The organism is Phreatobacter aquaticus, from assembly GCF_005160265.1.
Lineage (GTDB): Bacteria > Pseudomonadota > Alphaproteobacteria > Rhizobiales > Phreatobacteraceae > Phreatobacter > Phreatobacter aquaticus.
Genome location: NZ_CP039865.1, coordinates 282,962 through 301,988 on the forward strand (window position 1 = coordinate 282,962; position 19,027 = coordinate 301,988).

The 19,027-nt window shown below is 66.4% G+C and carries 19 protein-coding genes; 14 read left to right on the plus strand and 5 right to left on the minus strand.

The annotated features are described in order from the left end of the window. Positions 1 to 5: 5 nt before the first annotated feature. Both E8L99_RS01190 and E8L99_RS01195 read left to right on the plus strand, forming a co-directional pair. Positions 6 to 938, plus strand: a complete 933-nt coding sequence (locus tag E8L99_RS01190; protein WP_137097836.1) for an ABC transporter ATP-binding protein — start codon at positions 6 to 8, stop codon at positions 936 to 938. 61 nt (positions 939 to 999) lie between these two features. Then, the gene (locus E8L99_RS01195; RefSeq protein WP_137097837.1) at positions 1,000 to 2,220 is read left to right on the plus strand and encodes a MalY/PatB family protein; all 1,221 of its coding nucleotides are present in this window, start codon (positions 1,000 to 1,002) and stop codon (positions 2,218 to 2,220) included. Here the strand turns inward: E8L99_RS01195 and E8L99_RS01200 are convergent, their stop codons facing one another. Beyond that, positions 2,221 to 2,988: an IclR family transcriptional regulator gene (locus tag E8L99_RS01200; protein ID WP_252511222.1), complete on the minus strand. Its 768-nt coding sequence runs from the start codon at positions 2,986 to 2,988 to the stop codon at positions 2,221 to 2,223. Positions 2,989 to 3,208: 220 nt separating this feature from the next. Between E8L99_RS01200 and E8L99_RS01205 the strand changes: the two genes are divergently transcribed. From E8L99_RS01205 to E8L99_RS01230, 6 genes are read left to right on the plus strand one after another with little or no spacing between them, the layout of a single operon-like run. Next, entirely contained in the window at positions 3,209 to 4,066 is an 858-nt protein-coding gene (locus tag E8L99_RS01205; RefSeq protein ID WP_137097838.1) for a fumarylacetoacetate hydrolase family protein, read from the plus strand. Between the two features lie 35 nt (positions 4,067 to 4,101). Next, a complete protein-coding gene (gene hpaH, locus E8L99_RS01210; protein ID WP_137097839.1) occupies positions 4,102 to 4,905 on the plus strand; it encodes a 2-oxo-hept-4-ene-1,7-dioate hydratase in 804 nt (267 codons plus the stop codon). A gap of 13 nt (positions 4,906 to 4,918) precedes the next feature. Continuing rightward, positions 4,919 to 5,305 (plus strand): RidA family protein, encoded by a 387-nt coding sequence (locus E8L99_RS01215; protein WP_137097840.1) that lies wholly within the window; start codon positions 4,919 to 4,921, stop codon positions 5,303 to 5,305. Next, on the plus strand, positions 5,302 to 5,928 hold the full coding sequence (locus E8L99_RS01220; RefSeq protein WP_137097841.1) for a flavin reductase family protein: 627 nt from the start codon (positions 5,302 to 5,304) through the stop codon (positions 5,926 to 5,928). The genes E8L99_RS01215 and E8L99_RS01220 overlap by 4 nt, the downstream gene beginning before the upstream one ends. 27 nt (positions 5,929 to 5,955) lie before the next feature. Further along, positions 5,956 to 6,822 carry an amidohydrolase family protein gene (locus E8L99_RS01225; protein WP_137097842.1) on the plus strand — a complete coding sequence of 289 codons (867 nt, stop codon included), beginning with the start codon at positions 5,956 to 5,958 and terminating at the stop codon, positions 6,820 to 6,822. A gap of 52 nt (positions 6,823 to 6,874) precedes the next feature. After that, a complete protein-coding gene (locus E8L99_RS01230) occupies positions 6,875 to 7,843 on the plus strand; it encodes a Bug family tripartite tricarboxylate transporter substrate binding protein (protein ID WP_137097843.1) in 969 nt (322 codons plus the stop codon). Positions 7,844 to 7,871: 28 nt separating this feature from the next. On the opposite strand, the gene E8L99_RS01235 is transcribed toward E8L99_RS01230, so the two are convergent. Beyond that, entirely contained in the window at positions 7,872 to 9,005 is a 1,134-nt protein-coding gene (locus tag E8L99_RS01235; protein WP_252511223.1) for a tlde1 domain-containing protein, read from the minus strand. A gap of 598 nt (positions 9,006 to 9,603) precedes the next feature. Here E8L99_RS01235 and E8L99_RS01240 point away from each other — a divergent pair. Beyond that, positions 9,604 to 11,628, plus strand: a complete 2,025-nt coding sequence (locus tag E8L99_RS01240) for a methyl-accepting chemotaxis protein (protein WP_168201519.1) — start codon at positions 9,604 to 9,606, stop codon at positions 11,626 to 11,628. An 18-nt stretch (positions 11,629 to 11,646) separates the two neighbouring features. Here E8L99_RS01240 and E8L99_RS01245 read toward each other — a convergent pair whose 3' ends face one another. Beyond that, positions 11,647 to 12,939 carry an MFS transporter gene (locus E8L99_RS01245; RefSeq protein WP_137097845.1) on the minus strand — a complete coding sequence of 431 codons (1,293 nt, stop codon included), beginning with the start codon at positions 12,937 to 12,939 and terminating at the stop codon, positions 11,647 to 11,649. 220 nt (positions 12,940 to 13,159) lie between these two features. Here E8L99_RS01245 and E8L99_RS01250 point away from each other — a divergent pair, with 220 nt between their 5' ends. The 5 genes from E8L99_RS01250 to E8L99_RS01270 all read left to right on the plus strand — a co-directional run bounded on the left by E8L99_RS01250 (position 13,160) and on the right by E8L99_RS01270 (position 17,780). After that, positions 13,160 to 14,311, plus strand: a complete 1,152-nt coding sequence (locus E8L99_RS01250; protein ID WP_137101892.1) for an ABC transporter substrate-binding protein — start codon at positions 13,160 to 13,162, stop codon at positions 14,309 to 14,311. Positions 14,312 to 14,419: 108 nt separating this feature from the next. After that, entirely contained in the window at positions 14,420 to 15,298 is an 879-nt protein-coding gene (locus tag E8L99_RS01255) for a branched-chain amino acid ABC transporter permease (RefSeq protein ID WP_137097846.1), read from the plus strand. Beyond that, a complete protein-coding gene (locus E8L99_RS01260) occupies positions 15,295 to 16,290 on the plus strand; it encodes a branched-chain amino acid ABC transporter permease (RefSeq protein WP_137097847.1) in 996 nt (331 codons plus the stop codon). The genes E8L99_RS01255 and E8L99_RS01260 overlap by 4 nt, the downstream gene beginning before the upstream one ends. Then, a complete protein-coding gene (locus E8L99_RS01265) occupies positions 16,287 to 17,030 on the plus strand; it encodes an ABC transporter ATP-binding protein (RefSeq protein WP_137097848.1) in 744 nt (247 codons plus the stop codon). Before E8L99_RS01260 ends, E8L99_RS01265 begins: the two co-directional genes overlap by 4 nt. Before the next feature lie 3 nt (positions 17,031 to 17,033). Further along, on the plus strand, positions 17,034 to 17,780 hold the full coding sequence (locus E8L99_RS01270) for an ABC transporter ATP-binding protein (RefSeq protein ID WP_137097849.1): 747 nt from the start codon (positions 17,034 to 17,036) through the stop codon (positions 17,778 to 17,780). A gap of 2 nt (positions 17,781 to 17,782) precedes the next feature. Here E8L99_RS01270 and E8L99_RS01275 read toward each other — a convergent pair whose 3' ends face one another. Both E8L99_RS01275 and fdxA read right to left on the minus strand, forming a co-directional pair. Next, positions 17,783 to 18,685, minus strand: coding sequence for a LysR family transcriptional regulator (locus tag E8L99_RS01275; RefSeq protein WP_137097850.1), 903 nt, complete (start codon positions 18,683 to 18,685; stop codon positions 17,783 to 17,785). 5 nt (positions 18,686 to 18,690) lie between these two features. Continuing rightward, positions 18,691 to 19,023: a ferredoxin gene (gene fdxA, locus E8L99_RS01280; RefSeq protein ID WP_137097851.1), complete on the minus strand. Its 333-nt coding sequence runs from the start codon at positions 19,021 to 19,023 to the stop codon at positions 18,691 to 18,693. Between the last annotated feature and the right edge of the window lie 4 nt (positions 19,024 to 19,027).

The window sequence follows — 19,027 nt, forward strand, 5'->3', positions numbered from 1 at the left end:
CGGTCATGACCTTGCTCAGCGTCGAGGACCTGCACACCACCTACAAGACCGGCAGCCGGACCGTTCACGCGGTCGATGGCGTCTCACTCGAGGTCGGCCCGCGCGAAACGGTCGGCTTGGTCGGTGAATCCGGCTGCGGCAAGTCGACGCTCGGCAAGACCATCATGCGCCTGCTCGATCCGAGCGAGGGCAGCATCACGCTCGACGGCACCGATATCGGCCGCCTCGACGACCGCAGCATGTTGCCGCACCGGCGCAAGATGCAGATGGTGTTCCAGGACCCCTTCGCATCGCTCAATCCGCGCCAGACCGTGTTCAGGCTCCTGGACACGCCGCTCAAGGTCCACGGCATGGCGGACCCCGCCGAGCGTCGTCGCCGCGTCGTCGACATTGCCGGCCGGGTCGGCCTCGCCCCCGATGCGCTGGAGCGTTATCCTCACGAATTCTCGGGCGGCCAGCGTCAGCGTATCGGCATTGCCCGCGCGCTCATCCTCAATCCGCAACTGGTCGTCTGCGACGAACCGGTCTCGGCGCTCGACCTGTCGATCCAGGCGCAGATCCTCAACCTGCTGGTCGATCTGAAGCGCGATTTCGGCCTCGCCTACCTGTTCATCTCCCACGACCTTTCGGTGGTGCGCTATTTCGTCGATCGGGTGCTCGTCATGTATCTCGGCCGGATCGTCGAAAGTGCCGATCACGTTTCGCTCTGGCGCGATCCGAAGCATCCCTATACCCGCGCCTTGCTGGCGGCTGTGCCCTCACGCGATCCGACCAGGCGCGCCTCGGCCGCGCTGAAGGGCGAGATTTCGATGGCGGTCCAGCCCGGCGGCTGCCGCTTCCGTGCCCGCTGCCCGCTCGCCATGGACCGATGCGCCAGCGAGGACCCACCCCTGCGGCGACTTTCCGACAAACAGATGGTGGCCTGTCATCTGGCCTGACAGACTTCGTGCAAAGCCATTCCGGTGGCCGACAAGAATGACATTCGAGGAGACCGCCCACATGGCGCTCGCAAGCCTGAAAACCAATTCCGTGACGACTCCGGCCGCCAACCGCTTCGATCTCTCCGAGGCAAGCCTGCGCACCCTGACCAACGCCAAGTGGAATCAGTACGGCCCCGACGTCCTGCCGGCCTTCGTCGCCGAGATGGATTTCGCCGTGGCCGACCCGATCCAGGACGCTGTGCAGGCCGTAGTCGCCAAGCGCGACTATGGCTATCCCCGGCGCGATGGCGGCAAGGCGGGTGCGGCGGTCGCCAATGCCTTCGCCCATCGGATGAAGGAGCGCTTCGACTGGGAGATCGACCCGGCCCTCGTTGTGCCGGTTGCTGATCTCGTCCAGGGAACCTATGCGCCCGTACTCGCCTTCACCGATCCGGGCGACGGCATCATCCTGCAGGTGCCGAACTATCCTCCGTTCCGCGATGTCATCCGCACCACCGAGCGCAATCTCATCTCCCTGCCCATGCTCGATGATGGCACACGCCACATCTGCAACACCGAGCAGATCATCGACCAGATCGATGCCCGCACCCGCATGTTCGTGCTGTGCAATCCGCACAATCCGACGGGGCGCGTGTTCAGCCGCCAGGAACTGCTCGACATCGGGCAATTCTGCATCGAACACGACCTGATCGTGCTGTCGGACGAGATCCATTCGGATCTCATCTATCCCGGCCGGAAGCACATTCCCTTCGCCTCGCTGTCGCCGGAGCTCGCCGCGCGCACCGTGACGCTCAATTCCCCGACCAAGAGCTTCAACATTCCGGGCCTGCGCTGCGCCGTGCTGCATTTCGGCACGCCCGAACTGCGCGAGCGCTTCGGCAAGCGCATCCCGCAGCGGCTGCTTGGCGATCCCAACGCGATCGGCGTCGATGCCACGATCGCCGCCTGGACCCAGAGCCAGCCCTGGCTGGACGAGGTGATGGCGCACCTGACCGCGACCCGCGACCATGTGGTCAAGCGGCTGGAATCCGAATTGCCGGAAATCCGGTTCCGCGTGCCGGAGGGTACCTATCTCGCCTGGCTCGATTGCTCGGCCCTGATGCTCAACACCAGCGCCTTCGACTTCTTCCACGACAATGCGCGCGTGGCCTTCTCGCCCGGCGAGAATTTCGAGCCGACCTGCAAGGCTTTCGTCCGCTTCAATTTCGCGACGTCGCGGGTCATCGTCTACCAGATCATCGACCGCATGGTCGAGGCCGTTCGCGCACGGAAGCCCTGATTAGCCCGCGCGCGCCAGCGCCTGTTCGATGGCGCGTGCGCAAGCCTTGAGGTCGTCGGCCACCGCTTCCATGCGCGCCTGCGACATGCGCCGGACAACACCGGCAGAGGTCACCGCGGCGATCACCTGCCCGCCGCGGTCGCTGATGGCGACCGACAAGGCGCGCGTCCCCGGCACGAGGCCGCGATCCCTGATCGCATAGCCGAGGCGCTTGGCCCCTGCGACCCAGGATTGGGCCTGCCGGATACCCACGCCGACGGCCGCGAGCCTCGGTGCATTGGCGCCGAGGATCGAACGCACCTCGTCCTCCCCCATCCGGGCCAGCACCGCGAGCCCGGCGCTGCTGATGCCGAGCGGGCGCCGGTCGCCGACGCTCAGCGAGAGGACCTGGATCGGATAATCGCCAAGCCGGCGCGCCACGCAGATCGTATCGAGGCCGGTCCGCTGCGTCAGGAAGATCGTGTCGCCGATCGCCCGCGCCGTCTCTGTCAGTGCGGTCTCGGCCGCCGCGATCAGGGCCGACGGGCGGGGCCGCGACAGGGCCAGGAACTGGATCTGCTCGCCAACCGCATAGCGGCGCGTCGCCGGCTTCTGCTCGACCAGTCCCTCGGCGATCAGCGCAGTCAGGATGCGATGCACCGTCGGCCGGGTCAGGCCGGTCAGCCGCACGATCTCGGTCAGGCCGAAGCCTGCTTCCCGCGCCATGGCCAGCGTCCTCAGCACGCCGATGGCCCGGTGGATGCTCTGGGCGCCATCCTCGCCGCGCACCAGTGGTGCTGTGAGGCCCGCCTCTCCGGACCAGACTGGACTGTCCGTAGAACTCTGATTGCGACGCTGCGGCAAGGGTGACGACACGTTCCAGACGATGGGGAATGTCCATTATGTGGACATGGGGCCCGTCTTTCAATTGCGCCTCGCGCAGGTCCGCTCCCTAATGCTCCAACATGATGGCCCGCCACGTTGAAGCGGGCCCGAGGGAGACGTGACCATGAGGCTTGCAAGTTACCGCGCCGGCGGCGCCGAGCGCTTTGGCGCCGTTGTCGATGGCGGCATCATCGATCTCTCGCGCCGGCTGCCGCAGTTTCCGACGCTGCGCGATGCGGTCGCGGCCCACGCGCTCGATGTCTTGCGGGCCGCCGCTGCCGGCCAGGCACCCGATGTCGCCCTGGACGCGGTCGAGCTGATGATCCCGATCGTCGCGCCGGAGAAGATCTGGTGCATCGGCGTCAACTATGCCGACCGGAATGCGGAGTACAAGGACGCGTCAGCCCTGCCGAAATATCCGAGCCTCTTCTGCCGCACGCCGTCGTCCTTCGTCGGCCATGGCGTGCCGCTGGAGCGTCCGAAGGTCTCGACCCAGCTCGACTATGAGGGCGAGATCGTCATGGTCATCGGCAAGGGTGGCCGCCACATCCCGCGCGACAAGGCCTGGGAGCACATTTTCGGCCTGACGCTCTGCAATGAGGGCAGCGTCCGCGACTGGCTGCACCACGGCAAGTTCAACGTCACCCAGGGCAAGAATTTCGATCGCTCGGGCTCCATCGGCCCGTGGATCGTGACCTCCGATGCCCTCGATCCGAAACAGCAATTCACGCTCACCACCCGCGTCAATGGCGAGGTGCGCCAGCACGACACGACCGAACGCCTGATGTTCCCGTTCGACTACCTGCTGGCCTATCTCTCGACTTTCGCCACGCTGAAGCCCGGCGACATGATCGTCACCGGCACGCCGACGGGTGCCGGCGTCCGCTTCGACCCGCCGAAATGGCTGGCACCGGGCGATATCGTCGAGGTCGAGGTGCCGGGCATCGGCACACTCGCCAACGGCGTCGCCGACGAAGCCTGATCAAGCCCTTTGCCTTTTTCTCCGGAGACAGCCCGATGCTGACCGAAGCCCAGATCGCCGACGCCGCACGCCGCCTCGAGGAAGCCGAGCGGACGACGAAGCAGATCCCGCAGCTCAGCCTGCAATATCCCGGCATGACCATCGACGACGCCTATGCTGTCCAGAGCGCCTGGATCAAGCTGAAGGTGGCGGGCGGCCGCACGATCAAGGGCCACAAGATCGGCCTGACCTCGAAGGCCATGCAGAACGCCGTCAACATCAACGAGCCGGATTTCGGCGTCCTGCTCGACGACATGTTCTTCCGCGATGGCGGCGACATTCCGAGCGACAAGTTCGTCCAGCTGCGCGCCGAGGCGGAGCTCGCCTTCGTCCTGAAGAGCCGGCTCTCCGGCCCGGACTGCACGATCTTCGACGTGCTCAACGCCACCGACTACGTGATCCCGGCGATCGAGATTCTCGATGCCCGCATCCAGCGTGTCGACCCCGCCACCAAGGCCACCCGCAAGGTGCTCGACACGATCGCCGACAATGCCGCCAATTGCGGGATCATCATCGGCGGACGTCCGTTCCGGCCGATGGATGCCGACATGCGCTGGATCTCGGTCATCTGCTCGAAGAACGGCCAGGTCGAGGAGACCGGTGTCGCGGCCGGCGTCCTCAACAATCCCGCCAACGGCATCGTCTGGCTCGCCAACAAGCTCAGCCAGCATGGCGTGGCGCTGGAGCCTGGCCAGGTCATCCTGTCCGGATCGTTCATCCGGCCGGTCGATTGCGCCAAGGGCGATACCGTCACCTGCGATTACGGGCCCTACGGCACCGTCTCGTGCCATTTCGCGTGATCGGAACCGCACAATGACCAAGCGCCAGAGCATCTATGTCGAGGGGTTCGGCCACAAGAACCCGATCCCCGCCGCGTGCCGTCTCGGGCAATTCGTGACGTCCGGCATCGTCTTCGGGCTGGACCCGGCCACCGGCACGCCGGCGCCGACGCTCGAGGAGCAATGTGCCCTGATGTTCCGGCACATCCGCACCATCATGGAGGCCGCCGGCGGCTCCACCGACGACATCATCAAGCTGACAGTCTGGATGGTCGACCGCACCCAGCGTCCGGCCGTCAACAAGGAATGGCTGGAGATGTTCCCCGACCCCGCGACCCGCCCCGCGCGCCAGACCATGATGGCGGAACTCGACGGCGGCAAGCTCGTCCAGTGCGACTTCATGGCGGTCATCGGCGCATGAGCGGACCGACCGTCGATATCGAACCGAAGGATCTCGGCGCCGAGGCCTGCTACCGGCTGCTGACCGGCCTCGTCGTCCCCCGGCCGATCGCCTGGGTGACAACGCTGTCTGCGGACGGCGTCGTCAATCTCGCCCCGTTCAGCCACTTCACCTTCGTCTCGCCGAAGCCGCCCATGCTGGCGATCAGCGTCGGACAGAAGGCGGGCGTCTACAAGGACACTGCCCGCAACATCATGGCGTCGGAGGAATTCGTCGTGCACATCGCCGACCGTCCTCTGATTGAGGCGGTTCACGAGAGCGCGGTCGAATATCCGCCCGATGTCAGTGAGGTCGAGGTCCTGGGGTTGGAGACGGTCCCGAGCAGCCATGTCAGGACACCCCGGCTGACGGTGGCCCCGGTCGCGATGGAATGCCGCCTGCGCCATTGCATCGAGTTCGGCGAAACCCGCTCGCGGCTGCTGGTTGGCGAGGTCCTGGTCTTCCACCTGCGCGATGGCCTGATGGTCGATGGCAAGGTCGACACCCGCGCGCTGGATCCGATCTGCCGCATCGCCGGTCCGAACTACGCGACGCTCGGCGACATCGTGACGATGAACGCTATCCACCAGACCTCCAAATCCTGACCGAAGCGACATCAGCGAGATAGCAAGATGGCCACCTACCTGCCCTTCGATCCGGCCCCCCGCTCGCCGGTCCATCCGCTGCCGGCCGGTGCCTGCGACAGCCAGTTCCACGTGCTGGGCCCGCGCGAGCGCTATCCGGTCCGCGAAGGCGCGGTCTACGAGATGCCGACGGCGACCGTCGAGACCGCGATGAAGCTGCACAAGACGCTGGGCGTCACGCGCGGCGTGATCGTGCAGCCCACCACCTATGGCGCCGACCACACGGTCACGTTGGACGGCCTCGCCTTCGCCGGCCCCAATTATCGGGGCTGCGCCAATGCCGCCGTCTTCACCGAGCGCGACGACGCCTATCTGGCCAAGCTCGATGCAGCCGGCATCAAGGGCGCGCGCTTCACCCGCCAAGGTCTCGGCATCGCCTTCACTGAGGCCGAGTTCGACCGCATCATCGCGCGTGTTCGCGAACTCGGCTGGTACATCAAGGTCCAGCCGGAGATCGATGGCATCATTGGCAATATCGCCCAGTTCGAACGCCTGGACGTGCCGCTGGTGATCGACCATATGGGCCGGCCCGACCCGACAGGCGGAGCATCGGAGCCCAGCCTTGCCAAGACGCTGGAACTCCTCAAGCGCGGCAATGTCTGGGTCATGCTGTCGCTGACCGAGAAGATCTCGAAGGCCGGCCCGCCCTGGGCCGACGTCATCCCGGTGGCCCGCGCGCTGATCGAGGCCGCCCCCGACCGCGTGATCTGGGGCAGCGACTGGCCACACCCGGTCTCCGTCAAGCAGCCGCCGAACGAGGGCGCCCTGCTCGATTTCATCCATGCCGCCACCGCCGACGACGCGGAGCGCAAGGCCATCCTGGTCGACAATCCGGCCCGGCTGTTCGGCTTCTGATCCCCCCAAAACAACAAGAACGGCCCGAAAGCGGCCTTCACAGGAGAGCCCCATGAAGAAGATCATCCTGGCGCTGGCGGCAGCCTTGGCCACAGCCCTGTCGATCCCGGCCGAAGCCCAGACCTGGCCGAACCGCGCCGTTCGCCTCGTCGTGCCCTATGCCGCAGGCGGCAATGTCGATGTCGCCGCCCGCATTCTCGCGGAAAAGCTCCAGCAGGAGCTGGGCCAGCCCTTCATCGTCGAGAACAAGCCCGGCGCCGGCGGCCTGCTCGGCAGCGAGATGGTCGCTCGCGCCGAACCCGACGGTTACACGCTGCTGATCGGCGCCAACGGTCCTATCCTGTTCGCCCCGGAAATGGGGGCGCGCCGGGCCTATGAATGGCGGCGCGACTTCATCGCCGTCACCACCGTGACGCTGACGCCGCTCGTGCTGCAGGTCCATCCCGGCGTCCAGGCGCAGACCCTGAAGGACTTCTTCGAGCTCGCCCGCCGAAGCCAGCCGCCGCTCACCATGGCCTCGCCCGGCCCCGGCACGACCAACCACCTGATGAGCGAACTGATCCAGTCCAAGCTCGGCATCAAGTGGGTGACCGTGCAATATCGCGGCAATGCCCCCGCCACCAACGATCTGATCGGCGGCCATGTGCAGTTCAATCTCGATCAGGTCTCGGTCGCGCTGCCCTTCATCCGCGACGGCAAGTCACGCGCGCTGGCCATTACCGGCCCGGCGCGGCTGGCCGATCTGCCGAATGTGCCGACCTTCACCGAACTCGGCTTCCCGGAGATCGACGGCCAGACCTTCACCGGCCTGATGGCGCCGGCCAACACGCCGGAACCGGTCATTGCCCGGCTGCATGCGGCGACGATCAAGGTGCTGGAAGACCCGGCAGTGAAGGCGCGGTTCGCAAGCCTTGGCGCGCTCTCGGCACCGATCTCGCGCGAGGCGTTCCGCGCCTATCTCGAGCGCGAGGACCAGACCTGGATCCCGATCATCCGGGCGCTTGGCATCAAGTCGGAATAAGCCGGCAATCCATAGCCGGCTTCAGGGCTCAGCTGTTGCCGGCCACGACCACGAGGCGGCGAACCTCACCCCTCAGGAAGGCCTGAAGGAAGCGGTTGTAGTCCTTGAAGGAAATGCAGCCGTTGGAATCGCCATTCGGGCCCAGCATGTAGGTGTGGGCCAGCAGGCCCGCGCGGCCATGAATGGCGCCGCTGCCGCCCACCGGATTGAGCCGGATCGCCCGCACGCCGTGGAACAGGGCTTCGCGCTCGGTCAGGGTGTAGGTATGCGGCGGGGTGGCGCCATGCATCCGAACGTGGACGTGGCGCGGATCGTCCCGCTTCGGTCCGAGGCCCGAATGAGCCTCCAGCCGCTCGCCATTGGGCAGGTAGACCGTGCGCGCGCTGATGTCATAGATCGCGGTGCCCGGCTGCGGTACCGGCACGGCCATGGTCGGGCCGCCGATACGCATGCGCGGCGGGCCTTCGGTGAGGTCCTCCCGCGCCGATGCGTAGCCGAGCGCGGCGGCGGGCGTGGACGGCTGCGGTGCGCCGAACAGCCGCTCGAGGAAGTTGCGGCCGTCCGTGGGGGCGGGCTGGGTCGCGGCAATCTGCGACCGGCTGGGTGTCCGACGCGCGGCAATTTCCGGCCGCTCGGAGGCCGGCGGGGCCACCAGCAGAGATGGACGCGGCAGCGGAACGGGTGCGGTCAGGGCGAGTTCGCGCCGCGGCGCGGGCATCAGCAGCGGCGACTCGACGGACTCATCCTCGGGTACGGCCGCCTCGGAGGGCAGGCTGGCCACGGCTCCCGGGGGCGAGGGCAGAGGCGCCTCGACCGGCCCCAGGACGATGGTGGTGGCGGGCGGCGGAGAGGCCGGCTGGAACGCGGCCGACATCGGCTGGCTTTGCCCGAGCGGACGCGGGGCCATCCCAAGCGAGAAGCCGGGGTCCATCAGCGGATCGTGACGGCGCGACGGTGTTGCGGCGACCTGCAAGGGAGCTTGAACGTCGATCGCAGCAACGGACGTGGTCAGCGCGCGGTCGTTGCCGAGCAGCATCACATCGGCAAGCGGGACCATGCCCGTCGTGACGAGCAGAAGCGCGACCCAGGGAAGGCGTACCCTGTGCCTGCGGATGAACAGCGATAGAGCAGATCCGCGCGGCAGACGGGTCGTGTAACGCATACGCCAAACTCTCGGGATACTCTGGTACTCCTCCCCTGCCGGCCCAAGCCGGCACCTGCTCCGCCAGTCCCGCCGAAACGGACCGCGAGACAACGCGATGCAGAAACCATCTGCAGCACGGGGAAGCCCTCACGTCATTGAGGTCCAATAAGGCGCTTTTCTGGTTAATTGGCGGTGAACTCGGAGCGCACTTTTTTCACCATGCGGTCCTCAGCCGCCCATGGCCGCATCCGGAGGCCGGCACCGCCGCGCAGGTCTGATGCCGGCGACCAGCGTGTCCTTACGTCAGCCTATAGCATCCGTAACGTCAGCATGGCGAGCGCTGACATCTTCTCAAAACGCGCCGGAAACTCCTTATGTTTCATCGGTTGCAAAATGAGTATCAGCAATCATGAGTCACGGCCAGCTTTTCGAGCTGCACAAAAACTCAACCATTGCGCTCATAAACAAGGCAACCCACAAGAATTAATCCGGCAAACAACAATCTTGCGGCAAAATTACTGAAGATTAGGAGAGAATTTACTTCCGTCATCAAATTCTCCCTCCGAACGGCGGCCTCAGCGACGGCCGCGGCGATGCGATGGCGAGACCACTGGACATGATGACATTCCGTATTGGCACCAAGCTCATGGCCATCTCGGCGCTGGGCGTATTCCTTGTGGCTGGCCTCATCGTTAACCAGCGCATCAGCAACAGCACCGTCGACCGGCTGCAGAGCGCCAGCGACCGACAGCAGGCCATTGCCATGGCTGCCATGGAGATCAACACCAGCGTCCGGCGCTCCCAGGTCGCCGTGCGTGATATCCGCCTGAGCCGGAATGCCGACGAGCTGAACAATGCCGTCCAGGCGCTGGAACCGATCGTCGCCGCGACCAAGGCGCAGATCGCCACCACCATCCGCAATGCGGCGGGGCTCGACAGCGAGCGCGCCATGACCGAGGTCGGCAAGCTCTATCAGACCTACAGCGCCGGTATCAGTGACCTCGTCACCCAGCAGAAGGCCAACCTCGCCGAACTGGTCCAGCGCAATGAGGCGACGGCCGTCTGGCAGAAGGCCTATGCCGCTCTCCTGATTTCTCCGGCCTTCACCGGCATGCCTGACAGTGCCGAGGCCGAGATCGACCTGCGTGCCGCCAACGCGGCCTTTGACGCGGCCCGCGCCGCCTCATGGCGCTTCATTGCCACGGGAGAAGTCCAGCAGCAGATGGCGGTGACCCGCTCCACGCTGCTCATTGTCGCCTCCGCGCGGGAGGCCGCCAACCGCTCCACCGCCAAGCCGGTGCAGGACGCCATCGAGGTTCTCATTGGCGCCGCCGAGAAATTCATTGGCCACACGGCACTGGCGACCAAGCTGGAGGACGCCAAGAACAAGCTCATCCGCGAGCAGGTGACGCCGGCCGGCATAGCCGCCGCCGAACTGATCGCCAAGACGGTCCAGACGCTCAGTCAGGCGGCGGCGCTTGCCAAGCAGGAGGCGGAAGCGGAAGCCGCCCAGGCCGCCACTATCAGCCTCGGCCTCGGCCTGTTCGTCGTGCTCGTCCTAATCGGCTCCACGGTCTATTCGATGGTCGGCGTCATCCGCCCGATCAACACCATGACCGGCGCGATGGCGACACTCGCGAGCGGCGATACCTCGGTGGACATCCCCGGTGTCGGTCGCTCCGATGAAATCGGTCGCATGGCGTCTGCCGTCCAGGTGTTCAAGGACAATGCGCTGGCCAAGGTGGCGCTGGAGCACGAGCAGGAAGTCGCCAAGCTGCGCGCGGAAGCCGACAAGACCGCCATGATGAACGCCACCGCCGACAGCTTCGAGCAGGCCGTGGGCGGCATCGTCGCGGCGGTCTCTGCCTCCGCCATCCAGCTGCAATCGGCAGCGCAGACCATGTCGGCCGCCGCGGAGGAAACCTCCAACCAGTCGACCGTCGTGGCCAATGCCTCGGAGGAAGCCTCGACCAATGTTCAGTCGGTCTCGGCTGCGACCGACCAGCTGACCGGCTCGGTCGAGGAAATCAGCCGCCAGGTCGCCAATTCCGCCCGCATCGCCGCAGAGGCCGAGGCAAGCGCCACGGCCACCACCGCCAAGGTGGAGCGCCTCGCCCATGCCGCCACCAAGATCGGCGCCATCGTCGAGCTGATCAGCAACATTGCCGGCCAGACCAATCTGCTGGCCCTCAACGCCACCATCGAGGCAGCGCGGGCCGGCGAGGCCGGCAAGGGCTTCGCCGTCGTCGCCTCGGAGGTGAAGAACCTCGCCGAACAGACCGGCAAGGCTACCAGCGAGATCAGCGCCCAGATCAACGAGATCCAGGCGTCCACCAGCGATTCGGCAACCGCTATCAGCGAGATCACCGGCATCATCCAGAAGCTGAACGGCATTGCATCCGGCATCGCCTCAGCGGTGGAGGAGCAGGGCGCGGCCACCCGCGAGATCGCCCGCAACGTGCAGCAGGCGGCTCAGGGGACGCAGGAAGTGTCGGCGAATATCGCAGGCGTCACCCGCGCGGCCGAGGAATCGAGCGCCGCCTCCGCGCAGGTTCTGGGGGCTGCCGGCGGCCTCTCCCAGCAGAGCGACGTTCTGCGCGCCGAGGTCGACCGGTTCTTGGCCGGCATCCGCGCCGCCTGAGGCGACACGGCCAGACGATCAGCTGCGCGCCGGCGGGACAATCCTGCCGGCGACCGCGCGCACCTTGCGCGGCGCTGCCATCCAGATCGCGATGGCCGACATCACGCTGAGCGCCATCCCGATCACGAAGGCCATCTGGTAATTGCCATGGATGTCGTGGAGCAGGCCGGTCACCCACGGACCTGCAGCACCTCCGGCCAGAGCGCCGAACATGACCGTGCCGAAGATCGTGCCGAAATGCCGGCCCTGGAAGATCTCGGCGACGACGGCGCCCATGATCGAGGTGAAGCCGTAGCCAAGAAAGCCCTGCACGGCGATCATCAGATAGAGCAGCGGGAAACTCGGCGTCGACTGCAGCAGCATGAGCACGCCATAGCAGATCGCGAAGCCCAGCCCTGACGCGGTCCACACCCACTCGCGGCCAATCCGGTCGGAGAGATGGCCGAGCGCGATCTGGCCGGGAATGCCAAACAGACTGACGAAGCCAAGGGCCCAGGCCGCGGCGCTGGAATTGAAGCCGATCTCCACCAGATACTTGGTCTGGTGAATCTGCACGGCATACCAGACATAGAGCCCGCAGAAATAGCCGAGCACGATCCACCAGAATCGGGCGGTGCGCAGCGCCCGGCCAAGCGTCCAGTCGGTCGCCGCCCAGGCGGCATCGACGATGTTGCTGGGTGCCGCGACCGAATTGGCTGTCGGCGCCGCGTCTCCGTCAGGCTGCAGGCCGAGATCCTGCGGCCGCTTGCGCAGCAAGAGGTTGAGCGGCGCCAGCACGATGATGACCAGGAGCCCCATGGCGAAACTTGCGGTCCGCCAGCCCGCCTGGTCGATGGCGGTCTGGACAGCCGGCAACAGCGTGATCGAACCGATGCCAACGCCTGCAAAGGCCAGCCCCACCGCCAGGCCCCGGCGGCGGACGAACCAGTTGGGCAGGAACAGCGACTGGCCGGAATAGCCGAGACAGACGCTGCCGCTGCCAACCAGCAGGCCGATCGTGGCATAGAGGTGCCAGGGCTGGGATGTCAGCGGCGCGAGCAGCAGGCCCGCCCCCATCAGCACGACGCCGAGCTCCATGACCGTGCGCGGACCCGTGCGATCCATCAGCTTGCCCATCAGCGGACTGAGGATCGCCGAGATCAGGAACCCGAACGAGAAGGCGCCTGCGGTGACGCCACGATCCCAGCCGAACTCGTCGATGATGGGCGAGAACAGCAGCGAGAACGAGGTGCGCGCATTCACCCCGATGCCCATGGTCACGAAGGTGACGGCGACGATGACCCAGCCGTAATAGAAAGGCAGGCGGCGCATGGCATGTCCTGGTGCTGGGGCGGCGGGACCGGACCCGCACTCTATGCGCATCGGCAGGGCGAAGCCTACGCCATCCCGACCGGCCAATCGGAGGAGATCAGGCGCACGGCGCCATTGGTCTCGTCCGAACCCAGTTCACGCCGCATCAATTTCCGGCTAATCAGGCAATCCACAACACGCGAACCGGGGTTACCCGGTCGTCTTCCGGGAGGATTGCATGATGAAGAAGTGGCTCATGGGGCTGGGTCTTGCCGCAGCGCTCGTAGCGCCTGCCAGCGCCCAGCAGACGGTCAAGCTGATCGACGTCGCCGAACTGTCGGGCGCGGGCGCGACCGCCGGCACCAACTGGCGCAATGGCATCGATCTCGCCGTCCAGCACATCAATGCCCGCGGTGGCATTCTGGGCCGGCAGATCCAGATCACCCATTACGACAGCCAGACCAATCCGGGCGCCACACGCGCGGCCGTCCAGCGCGCCATCGACGAGGACACCTATGCCGTGCTCGGCCCGGTCTTCTCCGGCCCGATCGGCGCCTCGATGCAGATCGCGCAGCGCGCCGAGATCGCCCAGTTCGTCGGTGGCGAGGCGGCCAATCTCACCCGCCAGGGCAATCAGTTCCTGTTCCGCACCTCGCTGAGCCAGGCAGCGGCCATGCCGAAGATCGCGGCCTATCTGAAGGACACCGTGAAGGCGACCAAGATCGCGGTCATCTTCGTCAACAACGATTTCGGCAAGGGCGGCCGCGACGCGATCATCCCGGAACTCACCAGCCGCGGCATGCAGGTGGTGGCCGATGTCTCGACCGAGCAGGGCCAGACCGATTTCGCCGCCGACGCGATCCGCATCCGCAACTCCGGCGCGGATGCCGTCTTCGTCTATCTCAACGAGGACGAGAGCGCCCGCTTCCTGCGCGCCGCCCGCCAGCAGGGCATCACCGCGCCGCTGGTCGGCGAGACCACGCTGCTCGGCCAGAAGGTGATCGAGCTCGCCGGCGATGCCGCCAACGGCGCGCGCGGCCATGTCGGTCTCTCCATCGATGCGCCGGTGCCGGCCTTCCAGGAATTCGGCCGCCAGTTCCGCGAGCGCTTCGGCTCGACGCCCGACCATAACGGCCTTAAGGGCTATATGGCCGTGTTCATGATCAAATGGGCGACCGAGAAGATGGGCCGCTTCGACAAGAAGGGCGTGGCCGAGACCCTGCGCGGCGCAACCATCACACCGGCCATGGAGCCCGGCATCCTGATCACCACCCGCATCGAGCCGAACGGCGACATCGACCGCGAGAGCTTCCTCGGCGAGGTGATCAATGGCCGCCAGGTGATCAACGTCACCCTGCCGATGATCAACCCGACCGCCCGTCCCGGCGGCTGAGGCCTCGAACGGCGCGCCCGCCACGCTCGGCGCGCCGCTTCGCTCTCCCAATAGCGATCCACCGCCCTGCCACCGGCTGGGCGGTCAAGACAGGGGCTGCCCCCGGCCATGGCCGAACTGATTCAAATCCTGATCGCCGGACTGGCGACCGGCGCCATCTACGCGCTGGCCGCCATCGGTTTCACGCTGGTCTGGCAGACCTCGCAGACGATCAATTTCGCCCAAGGCGAATTCGTCATGCTGCCGGCAATCTTCGTGCTGGTCGGCACCATGACCTTCGGCCTGCCGCTCTGGCTTGCGCTGATCATCGGCACGGCCATGTTCGTCCTGCTGTTCGGCTTCGGCTTCAAGCGGCTGCTGGTTGATCAGATGATCTCCCAGGGTGTCCTTCCGCTCGCCTTCGCCACCATGGCGCTGTCGATCCTGATGAAGGAAGGCGCCAAGGACTTCTTCTCCGCTGAGGCCCAGGTCTTCCCGACACTGGCGCCCGCCGGCAATCTCGATCTGCTCGGCACGGCGGTGTCCTGGCAGAATGTCGTGGTGATCGGCGTCGCCTTCGCAGCCATCGGCCTGCTCCAGTTTTTCGTCAATCACACGCGCACCGGCCGGCAGATGCAGGCGACCGCCCAGAACCCCTATGTCGCGCAGTTGCTCGGCATCCCGGTCGACCGCATGATCCTCTACACGTTCCTGATCAATGCCGGCCTTGCCGCCATGGCGAGCTTCCTCGTCTCGCCGATCTATCTCGCCAAGTTCTCCAACGGCGACGTCATCGGCCTCTCCGCCTTCATCGCGGCCATCGTTGGCGGCTTCAACCAGGTGCGCGGTGCGCTCTGGGGCGGGCTGCTGGTCGGCATGGTCGATGCGCTCGCCGCCTCCTATGTCTCCACCAGCTACCGGTCCGCCGTACCGCTGGTCCTGCTGGTGGCAATCATCCTGTTCAGGCCCGAAGGCCTGTTCGGCTCCAAGGAAGAGCGGCGGGTATGAGCGCGCTCGACACCCCGGATAAGGCACCGTCCCGGCTCGGCGGCCTCATCGCGGCCACCGACTGGTCCCTGGTCACGCTCGTCGTCGGTGCCATCGTGCTCTGGTTCGTGCCGGTCAATATGGGCCGCTACGGCACCTATGTGCTCTCGCTCTGGCTGGTCATGGCGGTCGCCGCCATGGGGCTCAATCTCATCCTCGGCTATGCCGGACTGAAGGCACTCTGCCAGGCCGCTTTTCTTGGGATCGGCGCCTATGCCACCGCCCTCCTCACCAAGGCGGGCGTGCCCTGGGTCGCCGCCTTCGGCCTGTCCGGCCTCCTCTGCTTCGTCGTCGGCATCCTCATCGGCTTTCCGGCCCTGCGCGTCCGCGCGCATTATCTGGGCTTCGTCACGCTCGCCTTCGCCACTGTCGTCTGGCTGGTCATGCGCAACGAGCAATGGCTGACCGGCGGCACGTTCGGCCTGTCCAACATTCCCCGCCCCGCTATCCTCGGCTGGAAGACCGATGGCGCGCTCGCCTTCCACCGCTTCGTTGTCGGCGTCACGCTGATCCTGGCGCTCGGCCTCTGGTGGCTGGTCAAAAGCCCCTGGGGCCGCGCCTTTCTGGCCTTGCGCGAAAACCCGGTGCGGGCGGCGAGCCTCGGCGTCGATACCCGCCTCTATACGCTGATGGCCTTTGCCATCGGCTCGGCCTATGGCGGCTTTGCCGGCGCCCTCTATGCGCCGCTGGTCGAGTTCATCGACCCCTCGCCCTTCTCGCTCGGCGCCTCGTTCTTCCTCGTGCTGATGGTCATCTGCGGCGGCGCCGGCTTCATGATGGGCCCCTTCGTCGGGGCCCTGCTGGCGGTGGCCCTGCCCGAATGGCTGCGCTTCACCGGCGGGCTCTACCTGCTGATCTTCGCCGCGACCGTTCTCGTCCTGCTCATCCTCTGTCCCGGCGGCATCCTCGGCCTCGGCGAAAAGGCGATCGCCTGGATGCGGAGGCGCTTATGAGCCCGGTCCTCAAGGTCTCCAATCTCACGCGCCATTTCGGCGGCATCACCGCCGTCTCGGACGTCTCCTTCGAGGTCCATGCCGGCGAGATCCTGGGGCTCATCGGCCCCAACGGGTCGGGCAAGTCGACCCTGTTCAACTGCATCCTCGGCCAGATCCCGCCAAGCGAGGGCGAGGTTGCGCTCGACGGCCAGTCCATCACCGGCCTGCGGCCATCGGCGCTCAACCGGCGTGGCGTCAGCCGCACCTTCCAGCTCCTGCAGGTCTTTCCTGACCTGACCGTGCGCGAGAACCTGATCCTCGCGGGCCAGGAACATGTCGGCTCCATGCTGACCCGGTTGATCGGCCCGCGCGATGCCGGCCTCGGCGCCAAGGCCGACCAGATGATCGGCTTCTTCCGTCTCGGCCATCTGTCGGGCGAGAAGGCCGGCCGCCTCAGCTATGGCCAGCAGAAGCTGCTCGACGCCGCCATGGCCCTGATGGCGGGCCCACGCCTCGTTCTGCTCGACGAGCCGGCGGGCGGCGTCAATCCGACCATGCTGGAAGGCCTGAAGGAGCGGCTCGCCGCCTATAACCGCGAGGTCGGCACCACCTTCGTGGTCATCGAACACAATATGGAATTCGTCATGAGCCTGTGCACCCGCGTGCTGGTGCTGGCCGAAGGCCGGATCATCGCCGAGGGCACGCCGCAAGAGGTGCGGAGCAACCAGCGCGTCATCGACGCCTATCTCGGAGGCTGAGCCATGAGCGACACTCGCACGGCGCCCATCCTCACGCTCGACAATGTGGTCGGCGGCTATGGCGCCATCACCATCCTCAATGGCACCAGCTTCGCGGTCCGACCCGGCACGATCACAACGGTGATCGGCCCGAATGGCGCCGGCAAGTCCACCGTGTTCAAGGCGATCTTCGGCCTTCTGAAGCTCTCCTCCGGCCGCATCCATTTCGACGGCGCCGAGATCACTCGGCATCCGCCGCGCGATCTGATCGCGCGTGGCATCGTCTATGTGCCGCAGGGCCGCAACGTCTTCGCCGAACTCTCGGTGCGCCACAATCTGGAGCTTGGCGCCGTCGCCATTCCCGGCGTCACCGATCTCGGCCAGCGGATCGAAGCGGCGATGGACCGCTTCCCCATGCTGCGCACCAAGGCCGATGCCCAGGCCTCCACACTCTCCGGCGGTCAGCAGAAGATCCTGGAGGTCGCCCGCGGCCTGCTGCTCGAGCCGAAGCTGATGCTGATCGACGAACCCTCGATCGGCCTTTCGCCGCTCATGGTGCAGGAGGTGTTCGCCATTCTGAAGGACCTGCGGGCCAAGGGCGTCACCATCCTGCTGATCGAACAGAACGCCAAGGCGGCGCTGTCGATCTCCGACGAGGCCATCGTGCTGGAACAAGGCCAGACCCGGATGCACGACACAGCTGCCGCGATCCTCGCCGACCCACGCGTCGGCCAGCTCTTCCTCGGCGGCGCCCTGACACCGGCCGCCTGACCTCAGCTCTCGCCAAGGCGTGCGATATCATCGGTGATCTGGCGGACAAGCTGGCGCGCCGGCGCATTCAGCGGGCGACCTGTCGCGGTGAGCAGCCCGATGCCCACCTTGTTGATCGCCTCCGAGGCAAATGGCCGCCAGACCAACTCGCCGCGCTCGATCTCCTCCAGGAAGCCGAGTCTTGTGAAGAAGGCGATGCCCATGCCGAGGCGGATCGCCCGCTTCAGCATCTGGATCGAATTCGACGTGATGCGCGGCACCGAGTGCGCGCGGAACGCCGAGAAGTCCGGGTCGATATCGGCCGAGCGCGGCAAGGGCCCGGCCTGCGCCAGGAACGGATAGGCCCGCGCCTCCTCGAAACTGACGATCCGCTTGCCGGCGAGCGGATGGTCCACCGGCATGATGACGCCGAGCGGCGCCGGGATCTCCGCCAGCAGCTGGACGCTCCGCACCATCTGGCCAACGAAGGTGAAGCCGATATCGGCGCGGCCATCGGCGAGTTGCTCCGGCACCTCGCTCGGCTGCACGGCCAAAACCGTCAGCGTCACCGCCGGAAAGTCGGCGCGGAACCGGTCGATCACGCGCGGCAGGAAATCGACCAGCAGCGAATCCACCGCCACGATCGTCACGTGGCCGGACTTTGCCTCGCGGAGATCGTCGATCTCGGCGCGCACGCGATCATAGTCGTGGAAGGTCGTGGTGACATGGCGGAGCAGCAAGTCGCCCGCTGCCGTCAGCCGCATGCCGCCGGGCAGCCGGTCGAACAGCGGCGTGCCGAATTCGCTCTCGAGCTTCAGGATCTGGCGGTTGAGCGCGCTCGCCGCAACATTGAGATGCCCGGCCGCCTTGCGGATCGAGCCGAGCCGGGCCGTCTCGCGGAAATAGGCAAGGGCAGCCGCATGCATCGGCTCTAGCCGGCCCTGGCGGGCCAGGCCGCGACGACCGGATGGTCGACCGCGCGGGTGGTCTTGGCGTCGGCACCGCGAGGCGAGCCGAGACCGGTCACCTCAGGGCCGAAATAGGCGCGATTGACCTCGACCCACATGGTCAGTTCCTCCGGCAGGCGGTCGTCGGCGTGAATGGCTGCCACCGGGCAGACCGTCTCGCAGAGACCACAATCGATGCACTCGTCCGGATGGATGTAGAGCGTGCGGCCACCCTCGTAAATGCAGTCGACCGGGCAAGCGTCGAGACAGCCCCGGTCCTTCACGTCGATGCAGGCATCGGTGATGACGAAGGGCATGGGC